The 17,270-nt window shown below is 58.6% G+C and carries 19 protein-coding genes; 9 read left to right on the top strand and 10 right to left on the bottom strand.

The features are described 5' to 3' along the window. Window positions 1-20 precede the first annotated feature (20 nt). Window positions 21-290 carry a DUF1496 domain-containing protein gene (locus GY169_RS14090; RefSeq protein ID WP_163445695.1) on the top strand — a complete coding sequence of 90 codons (270 nt, stop codon included), beginning with the start codon at window positions 21-23 and terminating at the stop codon, window positions 288-290. Here the strand turns inward: GY169_RS14090 and GY169_RS14085 are convergent. Then, entirely contained in the window at window positions 250-666 is a 417-nt protein-coding gene (locus GY169_RS14085; protein ID WP_283164033.1) for a pyrimidine (deoxy)nucleoside triphosphate diphosphatase, read from the bottom strand. The genes GY169_RS14090 and GY169_RS14085 overlap by 41 nt on opposite strands. Before the next feature lie 78 nt (window positions 667-744). On the opposite strand from GY169_RS14085, the gene GY169_RS14080 reads away from it, so the two are divergent. After that, complete coding sequence (locus GY169_RS14080) at window positions 745-1,311, top strand: carboxymuconolactone decarboxylase family protein (RefSeq protein ID WP_223882101.1); 567 nt, start codon at window positions 745-747, stop codon at window positions 1,309-1,311. Next, a complete protein-coding gene (locus GY169_RS14075) occupies window positions 1,304-1,936 on the top strand; it encodes a CDP-alcohol phosphatidyltransferase family protein (RefSeq protein WP_167576134.1) in 633 nt (210 codons plus the stop codon). The genes GY169_RS14080 and GY169_RS14075 overlap by 8 nt, the downstream gene beginning before the upstream one ends. On the opposite strand, the gene GY169_RS14070 is transcribed toward GY169_RS14075, so the two are convergent. The 8 genes from GY169_RS14070 to GY169_RS14035 all read right to left on the bottom strand — a co-directional run bounded on the left by GY169_RS14070 (window position 1,933) and on the right by GY169_RS14035 (window position 9,230). Beyond that, window positions 1,933-3,237, bottom strand: coding sequence for a rhodanese-like domain-containing protein (locus GY169_RS14070; protein WP_167576133.1), 1,305 nt, complete (start codon window positions 3,235-3,237; stop codon window positions 1,933-1,935). The genes GY169_RS14075 and GY169_RS14070 overlap by 4 nt on opposite strands. Window positions 3,238-3,321: 84 nt before the next feature. Next, window positions 3,322-3,954: an ATP-binding cassette domain-containing protein gene (locus GY169_RS14065; protein WP_167576132.1), complete on the bottom strand. Its 633-nt coding sequence runs from the start codon at window positions 3,952-3,954 to the stop codon at window positions 3,322-3,324. After that, on the bottom strand, window positions 3,954-5,489 hold the full coding sequence (locus GY169_RS14060; protein WP_167576131.1) for an ABC transporter permease subunit: 1,536 nt from the start codon (window positions 5,487-5,489) through the stop codon (window positions 3,954-3,956). The genes GY169_RS14065 and GY169_RS14060 overlap by 1 nt, the downstream gene beginning before the upstream one ends. After that, entirely contained in the window at window positions 5,462-6,652 is a 1,191-nt protein-coding gene (locus tag GY169_RS14055; RefSeq protein WP_411908093.1) for an ABC transporter substrate-binding protein, read from the bottom strand. Before GY169_RS14055 ends, GY169_RS14060 begins: the two co-directional genes overlap by 28 nt. Beyond that, entirely contained in the window at window positions 6,652-7,344 is a 693-nt protein-coding gene (locus tag GY169_RS14050; RefSeq protein WP_163445685.1) for a TVP38/TMEM64 family protein, read from the bottom strand. Before GY169_RS14050 ends, GY169_RS14055 begins: the two co-directional genes overlap by 1 nt. After that, on the bottom strand, window positions 7,341-7,997 hold the full coding sequence (locus GY169_RS14045) for a TVP38/TMEM64 family protein (protein WP_163445683.1): 657 nt from the start codon (window positions 7,995-7,997) through the stop codon (window positions 7,341-7,343). Before GY169_RS14045 ends, GY169_RS14050 begins: the two co-directional genes overlap by 4 nt. Window positions 7,998-8,176: 179 nt before the next feature. Continuing rightward, window positions 8,177-8,980, bottom strand: coding sequence for an exodeoxyribonuclease III (gene xthA / locus GY169_RS14040; RefSeq protein WP_065357619.1), 804 nt, complete (start codon window positions 8,978-8,980; stop codon window positions 8,177-8,179). After that, window positions 8,961-9,230: a hypothetical protein gene (locus tag GY169_RS14035; RefSeq protein ID WP_163445681.1), complete on the bottom strand. Its 270-nt coding sequence runs from the start codon at window positions 9,228-9,230 to the stop codon at window positions 8,961-8,963. Before GY169_RS14035 ends, xthA begins: the two co-directional genes overlap by 20 nt. A 199-nt stretch (window positions 9,231-9,429) precedes the next feature. Here GY169_RS14035 and GY169_RS14030 point away from each other — a divergent pair, with 199 nt between their 5' ends. The 6 genes from GY169_RS14030 to spy all read left to right on the top strand — a co-directional run bounded on the left by GY169_RS14030 (window position 9,430) and on the right by spy (window position 16,290). Beyond that, the gene (locus tag GY169_RS14030; RefSeq protein ID WP_167576130.1) at window positions 9,430-10,650 is read left to right on the top strand and encodes an aspartate aminotransferase family protein; all 1,221 of its coding nucleotides are present in this window, start codon (window positions 9,430-9,432) and stop codon (window positions 10,648-10,650) included. Continuing rightward, window positions 10,647-11,681 carry an arginine N-succinyltransferase gene (gene astA, locus GY169_RS14025; RefSeq protein WP_163445677.1) on the top strand — a complete coding sequence of 345 codons (1,035 nt, stop codon included), beginning with the start codon at window positions 10,647-10,649 and terminating at the stop codon, window positions 11,679-11,681. The genes GY169_RS14030 and astA overlap by 4 nt, the downstream gene beginning before the upstream one ends. Continuing rightward, on the top strand, window positions 11,678-13,156 hold the full coding sequence (gene astD, locus GY169_RS14020; protein ID WP_167576129.1) for a succinylglutamate-semialdehyde dehydrogenase: 1,479 nt from the start codon (window positions 11,678-11,680) through the stop codon (window positions 13,154-13,156). The genes astA and astD overlap by 4 nt, the downstream gene beginning before the upstream one ends. Then, window positions 13,153-14,478, top strand: a complete 1,326-nt coding sequence (astB, locus tag GY169_RS14015; RefSeq protein WP_167576128.1) for an N-succinylarginine dihydrolase — start codon at window positions 13,153-13,155, stop codon at window positions 14,476-14,478. The genes astD and astB overlap by 4 nt, the downstream gene beginning before the upstream one ends. A gap of 9 nt (window positions 14,479-14,487) precedes the next feature. Continuing rightward, window positions 14,488-15,465 (top strand): succinylglutamate desuccinylase, encoded by a 978-nt coding sequence (gene astE, locus GY169_RS14010; protein ID WP_167576127.1) that lies wholly within the window; start codon window positions 14,488-14,490, stop codon window positions 15,463-15,465. Window positions 15,466-15,783: 318 nt separating this feature from the next. Then, window positions 15,784-16,290: an ATP-independent periplasmic protein-refolding chaperone Spy gene (gene spy, locus GY169_RS14005; RefSeq protein ID WP_167576126.1), complete on the top strand. Its 507-nt coding sequence runs from the start codon at window positions 15,784-15,786 to the stop codon at window positions 16,288-16,290. Window positions 16,291-16,372: 82 nt separating this feature from the next. Here the strand turns inward: spy and nadE are convergent, their stop codons facing one another. Beyond that, a complete protein-coding gene (gene nadE / locus GY169_RS14000) occupies window positions 16,373-17,200 on the bottom strand; it encodes an ammonia-dependent NAD(+) synthetase (protein ID WP_163445667.1) in 828 nt (275 codons plus the stop codon). Between the last annotated feature and the right edge of the window lie 70 nt (window positions 17,201-17,270).

The raw sequence follows: 17,270 nt of genomic DNA, 5'->3' as shown, positions 1-17,270 counted from the left end.
CTTTTTTAAGGAGATAGACGATGAAATGCTTCTGGATTGCTGGCGCGTTAGCGCTGTTTTGTAGCGCCGCGCAGGCGCGTCCTCAGGTGGAAGTTAACGTTCCCCCTGAGGTGTTCAGCAACAACAACAGCAGCCAACGCGTGCAGCAATGTACCCAGTGCTGCATTTATGAAAATCAGAACTACTCGGAAGGGGCGGTGGTGAAAGTTGAGGGTGTGTTGCTCCAGTGCCAGCGTGATGAACGCGCGATTAGCACCAACCCGCTCGTTTGGCGTCGGGTAAAGCCATAAACGCCGCTAATAATGGCACGTCGGCGGGGGCCAGATCGTAGCCTTGCGCTTCCTGAGGCGTGCACCACACCAGCGCGCTATGCTCGCGCGCGATGAGCTCGCCCTCAAAGCGCGGCACGTACCAGGCGTGCAGATGAATGATACGTCCGGAGACTTCACGACGATGGCTGGCGACATAGCAGGCGGGCCAGGCGGTGATCGCCAGCTCTTCCTGCAACTCGCGGATCAGCGCTTCCTGCTGGCTCTCTCCGGCCTCCACTTTGCCCCCGGCAAATTCCCACAGCCCGGCCTGATCGGCATGAGGTGGACGTTGGGCGAGAAGAATTTTGCCATTTTGTTCGATAATAGCGGCAACAACATCAATGGTTTTCAGCATAACGGTCAAAGACGAGATAAAGGAGTTGCCATATTATCCTTGCTTTGCCGTTAGCTAAAGTTTTGCAGGAGTCTCCGGGTGAAAAACCGCCAACCCTGGGTGCAGCCGCTCAGCCAATTACCGCTCAGTTTAAAACCGATTGCCGCCATGCAGCGCAAGCATTATGGCGAGGTCCTCAATCCTACGCGCTGGTGGGGGCGCATGCCGCGCCTGTTCTGGCTGGTGGCGCTGTTTGTCGGCTATCTGGAGCGCAAAAAAGCGCGACTCGACCCGACGCTGCGCGCGCTGCTGATGACCCGCGTATCCCAGCAGTGCGACTGCGCGTTCTGCATTGACGCCAACAGTCTGCGCCTGGCGCAGCGCTGCGGGGCGATGGATAAAGTGCTGGCGTTGGAGGCGTGGCGTACTTCGGCGCTGTTTACCCCGGCTGAATGCGCCGCGCTGGATTACGCCGAGGCGATGACCGCCACGCCGCCGCGGATCTCCGAGGCTCAAAAGCATGAGTTACACTGTCACTTTAACGATGCGCAAATTACGGAAATGACCGCGCTGGTGGCGTTCCAGAATTTATCCGCGCGCTTCAATGCCGCGCTGGAAATCCCGTCACAAGGGCTGTGTTCGATGAGAGAAAAAACCGATGCTTGATAAACACCTGCACCCACGCCTGAAACCCTGGCTTAACCGTGCCGCGCAGGCTCTGGATAAGCCCGGTGTGTCGGCGGATGGCATTACGCTGGTCGGTTTTGCTATCGGCATACTGGCGTTGCCGTTTCTGGCGCAGGGATGGTATGGCGCGGCGCTGGTCGCCATTATTGTTAATCGTCTGCTGGATGGTCTGGACGGCGCGATGGCCCGTCGTCGCGGGCTGACCGACGCGGGCGGTTTCCTCGATATCGCGCTGGATTTCTTATTCTACGCGCTGGTGCCGTTCGGTTTTATGCTCGCCGACCCGGCGGCTAACGCGCTGGCTGGCGGCTGGCTGCTGTTCGCTTTTATGGGCACCGGTAGCAGTTTTCTGGCCTTCGCCGCGCTGGCGGCGAAACATCAGATTGATAACCCCGGCTATGCCCATAAGTCATTGTACTATCTTGGCGGCTTAACCGAAGGGACTGAGACTATCCTGCTGTTTGTGCTGGGCTGCCTGTTTCCGGCGTGGTTTGCGTGGATGGCGTGGATCTTTGGCGCGCTGTGCTGGCTGACAACGTTCAATCGCGTGTGGGGAGGGTACATGACGCTGAAAAATCTTCAGCGCCATGAAAACGTGGATTAACGTGAACTACCCGGGCCGCGATCGCCGGTGGCAACCGGGTTTTTCGGATCGCCGCTCCACTCATACCAGCCGCCGTCGTAGACGCTGACGTTTTTCCAGCCCATTGCGCGGGCGTACATGAAGGTTTCCGAGGCGCGCCAGCCGGTACCGCAGTAGAAGGACACCTGCTGGTCTGGCGTGATATTCCAGGATTTCCACATCGCCGCGATATCATCCGCGCTGCGCATTGTGCCATCCGGGTTATGGAAGTCTTCCATATGGGTGGAGTCGCTCCCCGCGTGGCCCCAGCGTGCGCCAGCAATGTCACCTTTTGGCTTGATATAGCTATAGCCGCTGGTGGTGCCGATAAATTCCGGCCACGAACGAATACTCACCAGCGATGCGTCCTGACGATGCAGCAGACCGCGCGCCTGTTCCATATCCAGCATCAACTGCGGTTGTGCCGGGATAGTCACGCCGAAATCTGGCTCAGGCTTCACCTCTTTTGCTAAGCCGCGCTCGACCGGCAGACCGGCATCCGACCAGGTTTTCCACCCGCCATCGAGCAGACGAACGTCTTTCACACCGGCATACAGCATAATCTGCGCCACGCGCGCTGCGGCATAAACGTCGCGCCCATAAAGGATCACGGTTGTATCATGACGAATGCCGTGTTTCGCCAGCATCGCTTTCAGCTGCGCGTCGGAGACTTTATTCCACAGCGGCTCGCTTTCCACCTCGTTGGTGTCGATATAGCCTGCATTCGGAATATGGCTGACCAGATACAGCTTCGGCGCGCCCCAGGCGGCTTCAATCACCTTATAGTCGCCCGCCGGTTTCGCCGGAACGTCTTTCCCCTGTTGCAGGTCATGCAGCCACTGTGGATAAACCAACTGTTCGAAGTGCGGCAGCTTTTGCAGACGCTCGGGCTGTTGCAGCGCGTCGCTCAGGGTGGAAATGTTGGTGTAGCCCGCTTCTTTCAGGCGTTTAGCCACCGCGTCGTTATCTTTGCTGTCGCCGTAGAGGGCAATGTCAGTTTCTTTTTTCAGCTGGTGCTGCTGCGCCCAGGCGATCAACTGTTCATTGCTCATCGCGGAAAGCCAGCTGGCGGAGAGGTTTAGCGCCCCCGGTTCATGCCCCTGCGGGCCGTTCGCCTGCTGCGGCCAGCCGTTGTAGAACGCGCTCAGACGCGTATCGATGGCGGTGCCTTTTTGCTGGAGCAGATGGGTGAAGGTCAAAGTTTTTGCCGTTTCAGCGGCGAAGACAGAGGAGGCGAGGCCGAGTGCAAGGGCCAGCGCGGTCAGTTGAGAAACACGTTTCATCAAATCGTCCGACGAGGATAAAAGGAGCGTCATTTTGAACCTCTGGTGAAAGAAAAACCTTGCGTTAACGCAGTTTTTCCCGCGTCAACGCCAGTTTGCAAGCTGCAGACAGCGGCCGCCAGCCGGTACGTCATCCGGGTCGTGGGTGACCTGTACCACCGGAATGTGCTGCTGCCGGAGTTCGCTAAACACCCACTGGCGAAAACTGCCGCGTAGCTGTTGGTCAAGGCGGCTGAACGGTTCATCCAGCAGCAGCGCATCAGGTTGTGCCAGCAGGGCGCGCAGCAGGGCAACGCGGGCGCGCTGGCCACCGGAAAGCGTGGCCGGGTCGCGGGCGTAAAAGCCAGACAGTTCGGCATGTTCCAGCGCCTGCTCAACCCGCATTTGGCGGGTATCCCGGGCAACGTTTGCCGGCAGTGCGAGCCGCAAATTCTGCCCTACGCTCAGGTGGTCGAACAGCAGCGCGTCCTGAAACAAAATGCCGATACGTCGTTTTTCGGTTGGCAGCGTGTCGGTACGCTTATCGTTAAGCCACAGTTCGCCTTGTGCGCGAAACGCGCCATCCAGCGCACCCACCATCCAGGCAAATAACGTGGATTTTCCGCAGCCGGAAGGGCCCATTAGCGTCACAATTTCGCCGGGGGGAACGACAAAGTTAACCGCACGCAGCAGCGGCTGACCGGCGAGGGTGAGGGTCAGATTTCGCACCTGTAACATTACCGTAGACCTCGTCGAAAATGGCTGATGCGCCGTGCCAGCAGCGCGGTCAGCAGGAAAAAGATCATCGGCAGCAGCAGTTGCCACAACGCCTGGGCGGCTAATGTGTCGGTCGCGCCGCCGCTGCTCAAGGCGACCGCCTCGGTCGTAAGCGTAGGGATTCGTCCGCCGCCTAGCCACTGAGTGGGCAGATACTGGGCGATGCTGACGGAAAAGCCCACCGCCAGCGCAGAGAGCAAAGGACGGATAATCAGCGGGCATTTCAGCTGGCAGAATCGGCGTAGACGGCTCCATCCCAACGTTTGCGCCAGCAATGTCTGACGCGGGTCAATCTGTCGCCACGCCGGACGCAGCACGAACAGCATCCACGGCACGACCCACAGCAGATGTCCCCATAGCACGGTGGTGAACTGGCCATCCAACCAGCCGTACAGCGCTAGCTGATACTGCCCGGCGGCCAACGGCAGCGCCGGCAGTATCAGGGGAAGATCCAGCCAAGGGTGATGCCGTCTGGGGCCCCATTCCAACCAGAACAGGCAGACTGCGCCGCCGGTGAACGCCGACAGCAGCGCCAGCCACAGGCTGTTGCCGAGGGTTTCGGGAGCAGGCAAGGTGTTGTTCGCTAACCCCAACAAAAACATAACGCACAGCAGCCCGCACAGCGGCAACACCAGGCCGATGAGTCTGCCGGGTAACATCGGGAAATGTGGCTGGCGAGTGCCGTTCAGACGCGGCGTATATCCCCGCCAGACGTGCCAGCACAGGCTGGCCGCAGCGGCCAATGCTGTGAGGATCGCCAGCAGCAAAAGACAGGCCAGCCCCCCTTTAGCCTGAATATACGGGTCAGCGTCATTCAACCATTGCCAGGCCAGCACCGCCAGCGTCGGCGGGTTTCCGGGGCCAATGATCGTCGCCACATCTACCACCGAGAGTGTCCAGGCAGTGGTGGCCAGCAGCGCGACGCTCAGCGATGGCATCAGCGCAGGGAGGATCACCCTGGTCAGGCATTGACCGCGTCCGTAGCCAAGGCTCTTAAACATCACCACTTGTTCCGCCAACCGCCGTTCACCGAGCAGCGCCCAGCACACCCACAGCAAAAAGCCGCTCTCTTTAACCGCCATCACCAGGCCGAGCCCAATACCGTAACGATCCTGTACTGGCGTCAGCGTCGGCAGCAGGCGGTACAGCGCGCCGCCCTCGGCAAACAGCAGCAGCGCGCAGGTGGCGAAAGCGACGTGCGGCAGCGCCAGCAGCCATGGCAGGCGCGATGACAGCCGCTGCCAGGCAGGTGAAGGCCAGAGGGTGGTGATAAGCAGCAGCGTCAACAGCAGCGCGCCGCCGACGGCGATAAGCGTTGAAACCAACGTTGCCGCCACGGCCTGCGGCAGCTGCGGGTCGGACAGTAACGATTGCCAGTGCGTCAGCGACAGTGCGGGGGCGAGGAGGATACCCGCAGCTGGCAGCAGGGGCAGATAGATGATCAGCATCATGCCCCAGCACAGCAGTATTAATGCGTACCGTAACGGCGCAGCCATTCCTGCTCCAGCGCGTTAACCCATGCCGCATGCGGTTCAGCCAGCACCGGCGGAGTATTTTCCGGCATCAGGTCCTGCAACGTTTTTTGCTGCCCGGCGTCGAGCTTTGCCGGATCCAGCACGCTGGGGTCGCCCCACACCGCCGGGTCGGCTTTACGCAGTTGCGCCGCAGGCGACAGCAGGAAGTTTGCCACCACCTGCGCCCCGGCGCTGGCGGAGGCGTTGGCCGGGATGGTGACAAAGTGGACGTTGCCGAGCATACCGTTGCTAAAGCCGAAGCTGTAGCTATCTTTCGGCAACTGGCCTTTCGCCACCTTTTGCTTTGCGTGCATCGGGTTAAAGGTCAGCGACAGGCGCAGCGTGCCGTTGGCCAGCATGGTGTCCATCCGCGCGGGCGACGGCGGGAAATCTTTGCCGTTGCGCCACAGCAGCGGGTGGAGCTGGTCCAGATAGGCCCACAGCGGCGCGGTGACGGCGGCGAACGTTTTCTCCTCCGGCGGCTGTTTCAGCGCATCGGGCTGGCCGGTGAGGTTAATCAACAGTTGCTCCAGCAGCGCGGTGCCGGTGAAATCCGGCGGGCGTGGGTAGGTGACGGTACCGGGATGCGCTTTGGCGAACTCAAGCAGCGCCTGCGCGGAGCGGGGCGGCTGCGGCGTTTGCTGCTGACGAGCGATAAAGGTCAACTGTGCGCTGCCCCACGGCGACTCGGCGCCTTCGACCGGCACGGAGAAATCTTCGCGAACGGGTTTTGTCACGTCGACATAGCGCCAGTTCGGCAGTTGCTCCGCCCAACCGGTACGCAGCAAATTGGCCTCTTTCAACGTGCGGAAATTCTCGCCGTTGACCCATAACAGATCCACTGAACCGTTAGTTTTGCGCCCGGCGCGAGATTCGGTCTGAATGCGTTTTACCGTATCTGCCGCGTCGGCGATGTGCACAATGCGCAGGTCAATTGCGTAATCACGTTTCACTTCGCCGCTGACCCAGTCCAGGTAGTGGTTGACCGCTTCGTCGCCGCCCCAGGCGTTAAACCACACGGTCTGACCTTTGGCTTCCTGTTCAATCTGTGGCCAGTCGGCGGCACCCGCAGTGAGTGAGCAGAGTGAAAGCAGCCCCAGCAGGCCATAACGCAGGCGACGACGGGTTTCTCCGTGATAACGCATCAGGATTTCCTCTTTTGGCGTTCGTGATAAAACGTCTTAGCGACAAAAATAACGATAGTCAGTGCAAACAGAATAAACAGCCCGGTCACCAACCAGAACGTGCCGCCGGTGAGTAAGCTACCGACCCACGAGTAGACAATCGTCGCGGGCAGTTGGCCAAGGCCGGTCGCCAACAAAAAATGGCGAAAGCGGATCGAGGTCAAACCCGCGGCGTAGCTCACTGGATCGAACGGCACGAACGGCAGCAGGCGGCAGATAAGGATCGTGTGTTTGCCGTAGCGATCGAAAAACCCGTCGACGCTCTTGAGCACCGTTTTCCCGGTCAGTTTTTCAACCACGCCGCGCCCCATCAGGCGGGCGATATAAAAACAGAGCGCCGCCCCGACCATTGCGCTGCTCCAGGAGAGCACGCCGCCCCAGAAAGCGCCAAACAGCGAGGCGTTAGCGAAGGTGATCAAAAACGCCGGCAACGGCGCGGCAATGGCCTGGAAAATCATCAGCAGGAACGACACCACCGCGGCCTGCGAGCCATAAGAGTGAATAAAGCGCTCGATGCCCTGCTGATCCAGCGCCAGAAATGCGCCCAGGCTATTGTGGATAAAAAGGTTAACGCTCGGTATCCACCACCAGGCCAGCAGCAAAGCGATAAAAGCCGCGACGACCAGCGCGCGGGCGTACCAGATAGGTTTCATTCGCCATCCTCAACGGGCAGCGCCACGCGTTTATGGCGCGCATAGCCTTTCGCCGCCTGGACCAGCGCAAACAGTGCCAGCCCCGCGAGGCTCAGCTTGAGGATGAAGGCGAGGGTGATGCCGTCCGTCGCCAGCTCGCTGGCCATCAGGGTATAAATAAAGATCCCCGGTAGGGTGGTGAGCGCGGAGATCAGCGTATACGGCCAGAAGCGAATAGCGGTTAAGCCGTAGGCGTAGTTCTGAATATTGTACGGAAACAGCGGGATCAGGCGGGTGAGAATCAGAAAATCGATACCGGAGCGCGCGATCCCACGTTCAATAGTCTGAAAGGTGTGCGTATGCCCGACATATTTCAGCAGCAGCGCGCGTCCCAGCCAGCGCGCCAGTAAAAACGACAGCGCCGAGGCGACGGTGGCGGCAATCAGAGACAGGAGGGTGCCGAGCCACGGGCCAAACACGATACCGCCTGCCAGCACCAGCACGCTCCCTGGCAGCAGACAGACCGTGGCGAGAATAAACAGCGCGATGTAGAGCGCATAGCCGAGCGTACCGCTGGCCTGCACGGTATCCTGCAGACGGCGCAAATGGGTTATCAGGTCAATGAGACCGAAGCGGTGAATCAAAGAGAAAAGCAGGCTGATAACAACAGCCATGAGCAGGAGCTTAGAGGCTGTGCGGTACCGACTTCTTTTGCATGGGGTCCTCCTGCCGGGAAGAAAAGGTGCGCGCGACGTTATTATACAATCGAGAGTCCAGCAAGAGTTTAGCGCCTGTTTATTGATTTTGCTCAGAATTATTTGGGTAGCCCTGCGCGGACTACCCAGGATAACGCTTACTTAAAGGTTGCCCACACCGGCGCGTGATCCGACGGTTTTTCCATCGCGCGAATTTCATAGTCGATGCCGGTTTCCACGCAGTGCGCCGCCAGCGGGGTGCTTGCCAGCAGCAGATCGATACGCAGACCGCGGTTGTCATCAAACCCTTTGGAACGATAGTCAAACCATGAGAAGCGGTCGTGGGTTTCCGGGTTAGCGTTACGGAAGGTATCCACCAGGCCCCAGCCCAGCAGGCGCTGCATCCACTCGCGCTCTTCCGGCAGGAACGAACACTTACCGGTGCGCAGCCAGCGCTTGCGGTTCTCTTCGCCAATACCGATGTCGAGGTCGGTCGGGCTGATGTTCATGTCACCCATGATCAGCACCGGGTTCTCTTTACTCAGGCGGGTTTCCAGGTAGTCCTGCAGATCCTGGTAGAATTTGGTTTTCGCCGGGAATTTGGTCTCGTGATCGCGGCTTTCCCCCTGCGGGAAATAGCCGTTAATCACCGTGACGTTACCAAACGGCGACGGCACTTCGGCAATGATAATGCGGCGCTGGGCGTCCTCATCATCGGTCGGGAAGCCGCGATAAACGGCAACCGGCTCGGCTTTTGTCAGCATTGCGACGCCGTAGTGGCCCTTCTGACCATGGTAGAAAATGTGGTAACCGAGCTTTGCGACCTCTTCCAGCGGAAACATGTCGTCGTGAACCTTTGTCTCCTGCAGGCCAATCACATCGGGCTGATGCTTTTCGACGATGGCTTCCAGTTGATGAGGACGGGCGCGCAGGCCGTTGATATTAAAAGAGACAAATTTCATAGTCGTCGCCACTTTGCAGAATGAATTGTGACGGGATAGTAGCAGAATTTAACGTTGCCCGCTGCCTTCGCCCAGCGGTATCACCGATTTCTTTTATTGCCGCTGCCATCCGGGCGAGCAAAATTTGCACCAGGTTGAGGCAATCTGCGCCGTTATGAGGCGTAAATCTACGATAAATTTCGCAGTCGATCACAAATCCAGAATGATATTTTGCTGATGCATAATATTTCTTAATTTCCCCCTGCAACATCGCTGTATGACATTAATATTCACTTTATATGCAATTATGATGAATAAGATGACCTTGTAACCTATTGATATTTCGTATTCGCTCTCCGTTTATGCACTTTTTCTCCTCGCTGGCACGAACCGTGCAATCTACATTTACAGTGAAATGCACTCAATTAATTAACAAAAAATAAACTATTTATTTACCTGTCGAGGTCGCTATGTCTCAGTCAATCAGCCGTCAAGATTTTGATCAGTGGATGATGCCGGTTTACGCACCGGCACCGTTTATTCCGGTACGCGGTGAGGGCGCCTGGCTGTGGGATCAACAGGGTAAGGGCTATATCGATTTTGCGGGGGGGATTGCCGTGAATGCGCTGGGGCACGCCCATCCAGCGATGATCCGCGCGCTGACCGAGCAGGCGGGGAAATTCTGGCATACCGGTAACGGTTATACCAACGAACCGGCGCTGCGGCTGGCGAAACAGTTGATTGACGCCACCTTTGCCGATCGTATCTTTTTCTGTAACTCAGGCGCTGAGGCCAACGAAGCGGCGCTGAAGACGGCGCGTAAATATGCTCATGACCGCTTTGGCAGCCACAAAAGCGGCATCGTGGCGTTTAAAAACGCATTTCATGGCCGCACGCTGTTTACCGTCACCGCCGGGGGACAGCCCGCATACTCACAGGATTTCGCGCCGCTGCCGCCGGATATTCGCCACGGCGTCTATAACGACATCGACTCCGCCCGCGTACTGATTGACGACGATACCTGCGCGGTGATTGTGGAACCTATCCAGGGTGAAGGCGGCGTGATCCCGGCCGCGCTTGAGTTTCTGCAAGAGCTGCGCGCGTTGTGCGATCGCCACCACGCGGCGCTGATTTTTGACGAGGTGCAGACCGGCGTAGGGCGCACCGGCGAGCTCTATGCCTATATGCACTACGGCGTCACGCCGGACCTGCTCACCACGGCGAAAGCGCTGGGCGGCGGATTCCCGATAGGCGCGCTGCTGGCGAGCGAAGCCTTTGCCAGCGTGATGACGGTGGGCACCCACGGTACAACCTACGGCGGCAATCCGTTAGCCTGTGCGGTCGCCGGCGAGGTGCTGTCGATTATCAACACCCCACAGGTGCTCAACGGCGTGAAGCAACGCGAGCAGTGGTTTAAAGAGCGCTTGCAGGCCATTAACGCGCAGTTTGGGCTGTTTAAAGAGATTCGCGGCGTCGGTTTGCTGATTGGCTGCGCGCTACGCGATGAATATGCCGGTAAGGCCAAACAGATAAGCCTGTTGGCCGCCGAAGAAGGGCTGATGGTGCTGATTGCCGGGGCCAACGTGGTCCGCTTTGCCCCGGCGCTTATCGTCAAAGAAGAGGATGTGACCCTCGGTCTCAACCGCTTCGCTGCCACCTGTGAACGTTTTGTCGCGGGAGAATCATCATGATGATTATCCGTCCGGTTGGGGCCGGCGATCTGCCTGGCCTCTTAACCCTCGCAGGGGAAACGGGCGGCGGGCTGACCTCGCTGCCCGCCGATGAACAGACGCTGGCGGCGCGTATCGCCCGCTCGCAGGCGACCTGGCAGGGAACGTTGCCGCGCGGTGATCAGGGGTACGTTTTCGTGCTGGAAGATACCCGCAGCGGCGCGGTGGTGGGGGTGTGCGCCATCGAAGTGGCGGTGGGGATCAACGACCCCTGGTACAACTATCGGGTCGGAACGCTGGTGCATGCCTCGAAAGAGTTAAACGTCTACAACGCGCTGCCGACGCTGTTTTTGACCAACGATCATACCGGCAGCAGCGAGCTGTGCACGTTGTTCCTTGACCCGGCGTGGCGCAAAGAGAGCAACGGTCATTTGCTGTCATCCTCGCGCTTCTTATTTATGGCTGCCTTTCGCGATCGCTTCAACCATAAGGTGGTGGCGGAAATGCGCGGCGTGATTGACGAACACGGCTACTCGCCGTTCTGGGAAAGCCTGGGAAAACGCTTCTTCTCGATGGAGTTCGCCCGCGCTGACTACCTGTGCGGTACCGGTCAGAAGGCGTTTATCGCCGAGCTGATGCCGAAACATCCGATCTACACCGATTTTCTCAGTGAAGAAGCCCGCGCGGTGATCGGGCAAGTTCATCCGCAAACCGCGCCTGCGCGAGCCGTGCTGGAGAAAGAAGGTTTCCGCTATCGCGATTATGTCGACATTTTTGACGGCGGCCCGACGCTGGAGTGTGAAATCGACCGGGTGCGCGCGGTGCGCAAAAGTCGCCTGGTGACGGTGACGGAAGGGGAAACCGGCGGCAGCGACCTGCCGCTGTGCGTGGTTGCGAATGAACAGTATCAGCACTATCGCGCCATGCTGGTGCACGCCGACCCGGCGGGCGAAACCCTGACGTTAAACGCTGAGCAGCTGGACGCCCTGAACTGCCATCCGGGCGATGCGGTTCGCTTGGTCCGCCTGTGCCCTGAGGAGAAGAAGATATGAGCCTATGGATTAATGGAAAATGGCTGATCGGCGAGGGGCCGCGCCGTCAGCGCGCCAATCCGGTCAGCGGTGAAACGGTATGGCAGGGTCACGATGCCAGCGCTCTGCAGGTAGAGTCCGCCGTGGACGCTGCCCGGCACGCCTTTCCTGCCTGGGCGAAGCGTGCGTTCAGCGAACGTCAGCAAATTGTTGAAACGTTTGCCAGTCTGCTGGAGGCAAACAAAGCCGCGCTAACGGAGACCATCGCCCGCGAGACGGCGAAACCGCGTTGGGAAGCGGCGACCGAAGTGGCGGCGATGATCAATAAAATCGCCATTTCCGTGAAGGCTTATCACAGCCGGACCGGCGAAAGCCATGCCGATATGGCCGATGGCGCGGCGACGCTACGCCACCGGCCACACGGCGTGCTGGCGGTGTTCGGCCCCTATAATTTCCCCGGACATTTGCCGAACGGCCACATTGTTCCCGCGCTGCTGGCAGGAAATACGCTGGTGTTTAAGCCCAGCGAACTGGCGCCGGACTGCGCCCAGGCCGTAGTGAAGCTCTGGGAACAGGCGGGGCTGCCGCCGGGGGTACTCAATCTTGTGCAGGGCGGTCGTGAGACCGGCGAAGCGCTAAGCGTTCAGCCGGGTATTGACGGCGTGTTGTTTACCGGCAGTTCGGCAACCGGCTTCCATCTGCATCGTCAACTTGCCGGGCAGCCGCAAAAAATGCTGGCGTTGGAGATGGGCGGTAACAATCCGCTGATCGTTGATGAACCCACGGATATCGATGCCGCCGTACACCTGACCATTCAATCGGCGTTTATTACCGCCGGGCAGCGCTGTACCTGCGCGCGTCGGCTGCTGGTCAAGCGCGGCGCGCTGGGTGATGCCTTTCTACAGCGGCTGGTGGAGGTAAGCGGGCGTATTATTCCCGCGGCCTGGGATGCCGAGCCGCAGCCGTTTATTGGCGGGCTGATCTCGGCGCAGGCGGCAGAGCGCGTGCACCAGGCCTGGCAGATGCAGGTAGAACATGGCGGCGTGACGCTGCTGGCGCCGCGTTTGTTGCAGCCGGGTACCTCGCTGCTGACGCCGGGTATTGTTGAGCTGAGCGAAGCACATGATATCGCCGATGAAGAGGTGTTCGGGCCGCTGCTGGGCGTCTGGCGCTATGATGATTTCGACCAGGCTATCGCGCTTGCCAACGCGACGCGCTATGGGCTGTCCTGCGGGCTGATTTCACCGGAACGGGATAAATTTGAGCGTCTGCTGTTGGAAGCGCGGGCCGGTATCGTGAACTGGAATAAACCGCTCACCGGGGCGGCCAGCACCGCGCCGTTTGGTGGCGTCGGCGCGTCCGGCAACCATCGTCCGGGAGCCTGGTATGCCGCCGATTATTGTGCGTGGCCGATGGCCAGCCTTGAAGCGCCGACGGCGACCTTGCCGGCGACGCTCAACCCAGGGCTGGATTTCCAGCGCGAGGTGCCATCATGAACGCCTGGGAGGTGAATTTTGACGGTCTGCCGGGGCTAACGCACCACTACGCTGGGCTGTCGTTTGGTAATGAGGCTTCAACCCGCAACCAGTACCACATTTCAAATCCGCAGCGGGCGGCGAAGCAGGGGCTGCTGAAAATGAAGGCGCTGGCGGATGCCGGTTTCCCGCAAGGCGTGATCCCACCGCAGGAGCGGCCGAACGTGGCGCTTCTGCGCCAGCTTGGTTTTAGCGGCCGCGATGATCAGGTCGTCGCGAAGGCTGCCGCACAGGCACCGGAACTGTTGAGCGCGGCCAGTTCGGCGTCGGCAATGTGGGTCGCGAACGCGGCGACGGTATGCCCCTCGGCGGATGCTTTAGATGGCAAGGTGCACCTGACGGTCGCCAACCTCAGTAGCCTGCTGCACCGCGCCAGCGAAGCGCCGACCACTCAGGCCGTGCTGCAGGCCATTTTTGCGCATCCGGCGCACTTTGCCGTACATGGCCCGCTGCCATCGGTGGCGGCGCTGGGCGATGAAGGGGCGGCGAACCATAACCGGCTAGGGCGTGACTATGGGCAGCCGGGGACGCAGCTGTTTATCTACGGTCGTGATTCGCTGAACGCCAGTCAGCCGCAGCGTTATCCGGCGCGACAAACGCGAGCCGCCAGTGAGGCGGTGGCGCGTCTCAATCAGCTTAACCCTAACCAGGTGATTTTTGCCCAGCAAAATCCGCAGGTGATTGATCAGGGCGTGTTCCACAACGATGTGATCGCGGTCAGTAACCGGCAGGTGCTGTTTTGCCACGAGCAGGCATTTGTCGATCAGCCCGCGTTGCTGCGCCAGCTGGCACTGAAAGTACCGAACTTCATGCCGATTGAGGTTCCCTCCTCGAAAGTGACGGTTGCCGAAGCGGTGGCAACGTATCTGTTTAACAGCCAACTGCTCAGCAAACCCGACGGCAGCATGCTGCTGGTGCTGCCCGGCGAAGCGCAGGAGCATCCGCGCGTCTGGCGTTATCTCAACGCGCTGCTGGCGCAGGATAATCCGATTGATGAACTGAGGGTGTTCGACCTGCGCGAAAGCATGGCCAATGGCGGTGGGCCTGCGTGCCTGCGTCTGCGGGTAGTGCTGACCGACGATGAGCGCAGGGCGGTGAACCCGGCGGTGATGATGAACGATACGCTATTTGCCACGCTCAATGACTGGGTTGACTGTTATTACCGCGATCGGCTGACGCAGGCCGATCTCGCCGACCCGCAGTTACTGGTGGAAGGGCGCGAAGCGCTGGACAGATTAACCCAGATTTTACAGTTGGGATCGATCTACCCTTTTCAGCGCTAAGGAGGCGGCATGAAACAATTTCTGGCGTTAACGCTGGCGGGGAGGCTGCCGCCGCAGCCGGAGGGCGAAACGGCCAACTTTCGCTGGGAGTGGCGTGAAGCCGGAGTGCTACAGCTGACGCCGCATCAAAGTTGCTCGCAGGCGATGGTGCTGTCGGCGGGGATCCACGGCAATGAGACCGCGCCGGTTGAAATCCTCGATAATCTACTGACCGCATTAATCAGCGGCAAACAGGCCTTGCGTTGGCATTTGCTGGTGGTATTGGGTAACCCGCCAGCGCTGCGTGATAACAAACGCTACCTGCACAGCGATCTCAACCGGATGTTTGGCGCCCGCTGGCGGCATTTCCCGGTGAGTGATGAAACCGTACGCGCCGCCAGCCTCGAGCAAACCGTAGCGGCGTTTTACCAGCGCTGCCCGGCTGAGACGCGCTGGCATCTTGATATGCATACCGCCATTCGTGGTTCTCATCACCCGCGTTTTGGCGTATTGCCGATGCGAGAGACCCCGTGGGACGCGGATTTTTTACGCTGGCTGGGCTCGGCGGGGCTGCAGGCGCTGGTGTTTCATCAGGCGCCGGGGGGAACATTTACCCATTTTACCTGCGAAACGTTTGACGCGCTGTCCTGCACGCTGGAACTGGGTAAGGCACGACCTTTCGGACAAAACGATCTTAGCCAGTTCGCGCTGGTTGAACGACAGCTGGCGAACTTGCTGGCGGGGGAATCTGGCGGTGGCGCAGCGGCAACGCCGCTTTACTACCGGGTGGTGCAGCAGATTACCCGCCGCAGCGCGGACTTCCGGCTGCATATGTCCATGCAGACGCTGAACTTCACGCCTTTCGCCAAGGGGACACTGTTGGCGGAAGACGGTGATACGCGCTACGTGGTGGAATCGGCCTGTGAGTATGTCTTGTTCCCCAACCCGGACGTGGCGTTGGGGTTGCGTGCTGGCCTGATGTTAGAACGTTGCCCGCCTGCTATATAGCGAACAAAGCCGCACAGCATTGTGTTGCGGCTTTTTATTTTGGCGTTCTGATGGTATTACGGATTATTCCTGGAATATTGCTTTATTAATAATCGATGCTGCTTTATACTTTTAAGAAAATCTCTTATTAATCATCGTATTGAATATTTTCGTTGCAACTCTCCACACTTTATCCTTAATTTCATCATAATTGGCGAAAAATTGTTTTTTACACTTTCATTGTTTTACTCTCGCTCTGATTAATTGACGATAAACCCCGTAAAGTTAATCTCGTCAACACGGCAATGCGCCGTCAGAATAACTGAAAGTAAGGACTTAATGATGAAAAAATTAACTGCTCTGTTTGTTGCTTCTACTCTGGCTCTGGGCGCGGCTAATCTGGCTCATGCGGCAGATACGACTTCTACCACCACCACCGACGCCACGCAGCCGGCTGGTAAAATGATGCATCATCACAAAGGTAAGATGGGCCCGCGTCACGATATGATGTTCCAGGGACTGAACCTGACCGATGCACAGAAACAGCAGATTCGCGACATCATGAAAGACAACCGCGAACATATGAAACGTCCGCCGCAGGAAGAGATGCGTGCGATGCATAACCTGATTGCCAGCGACAGCTTCGATAAAGCGAAAGCGGAAGCGCAGATTACGAAGATGGAAGAGCAGCATAAAGCCATGATGCTGTCTCGTCTGGAAACCCAGAACAAGATTTACAACATCTTAACCCCGGAACAGAAAAAGCAGTTTAATGCTAATTTTGAGAAGCGTCTGACAGAACACAAAGCGCCAGAAGGTAAAATGCCTGCTGCGCCTGCCGAATAATCCACTCGGCACACTGTCTTAAGACCGCCGAAGTTGCCCATAAATGCCAAAAGGCTATGGGCAGCTCCGGCGGTTTTCTTCTTTATTTCTTCCAGAAATCATCAAACACGGTAATCGGCGGACGGCGCTTATGCTCGGTCTTCAGATACCAACCTTCGATGGTCTTCGCCAGCTCTGGCGCCAGCGTTTTGCCTTCCAGATAATCGTCAATATTGTCGTAGGTGACGCCCAGCGCCACTTCGTCTGGCAGAGAAGGGCGGTCATCTTCGAGGTCGGCGGTGGGGGCTTTCTTATAAAGATGCTCCGGACAGCCGAGGGCGGCCAGCAGCTGTTTGCCCTGGCGTTTATTGAGACGGAAGATCGGGTTAATATCGGTGCCGCCGTCGCCGTACTTCGTAAAGAAGCCGGTGATAGCTTCCGCGGCGTGATCGGTCCCGACCACTACGCCGTGAGTCATACCTGCAATACTGTACTGGGCTTTCATACGTTCGCGAGCTTTTTCATTACCGCGAACAAAGTCGCTCAGCTCGATACCCGCTTCACGCAGTGCCTGCTCGCTGGCCAATACAGCACCTTTAATATTAACGGTCAGCACGCGATCCGGCTGGATGAAAGCAATCGCGTCCTGGCAGTCCTGTTCGTCGGCCTGAACGCCGTAGGGCAGGCGTACGGCGATAAACTGCAGCGCGCTATCGCCGCTTTCCGCCCGCAGTTCATTAATAGCCTGCTGGCACAGTTTACCGGTCAGGGTAGAGTCCTGGCCGCCGCTGATGCCCAGCACCAGTGATTTGATAAACGGATAGGTCTTCAGGTATGACTTAAGAAAATCCACGCTGCGACGGATCTCTTCTTGTACCTCAATCTGTGGTTTTGCGCCGAGCGCCTGAATAATTTCTTGTTGTAATGCCATTTACCCCTCCGGAATGTAGTGTGCCAGCCTTGCCGTTAGCCCATCAGAACAAAGTGTTAAAGCTACCTCT

It is taken from the genome of Kluyvera genomosp. 3 (assembly GCF_011765685.1).
In the GTDB taxonomy this organism is placed as follows: Bacteria; Pseudomonadota; Gammaproteobacteria; order Enterobacterales; family Enterobacteriaceae; genus Kluyvera; species Kluyvera georgiana_A.
The sequence above is the reverse complement of the archived record's forward strand: the minus strand, read 5'-3'. Positions and strand labels throughout refer to the sequence as shown.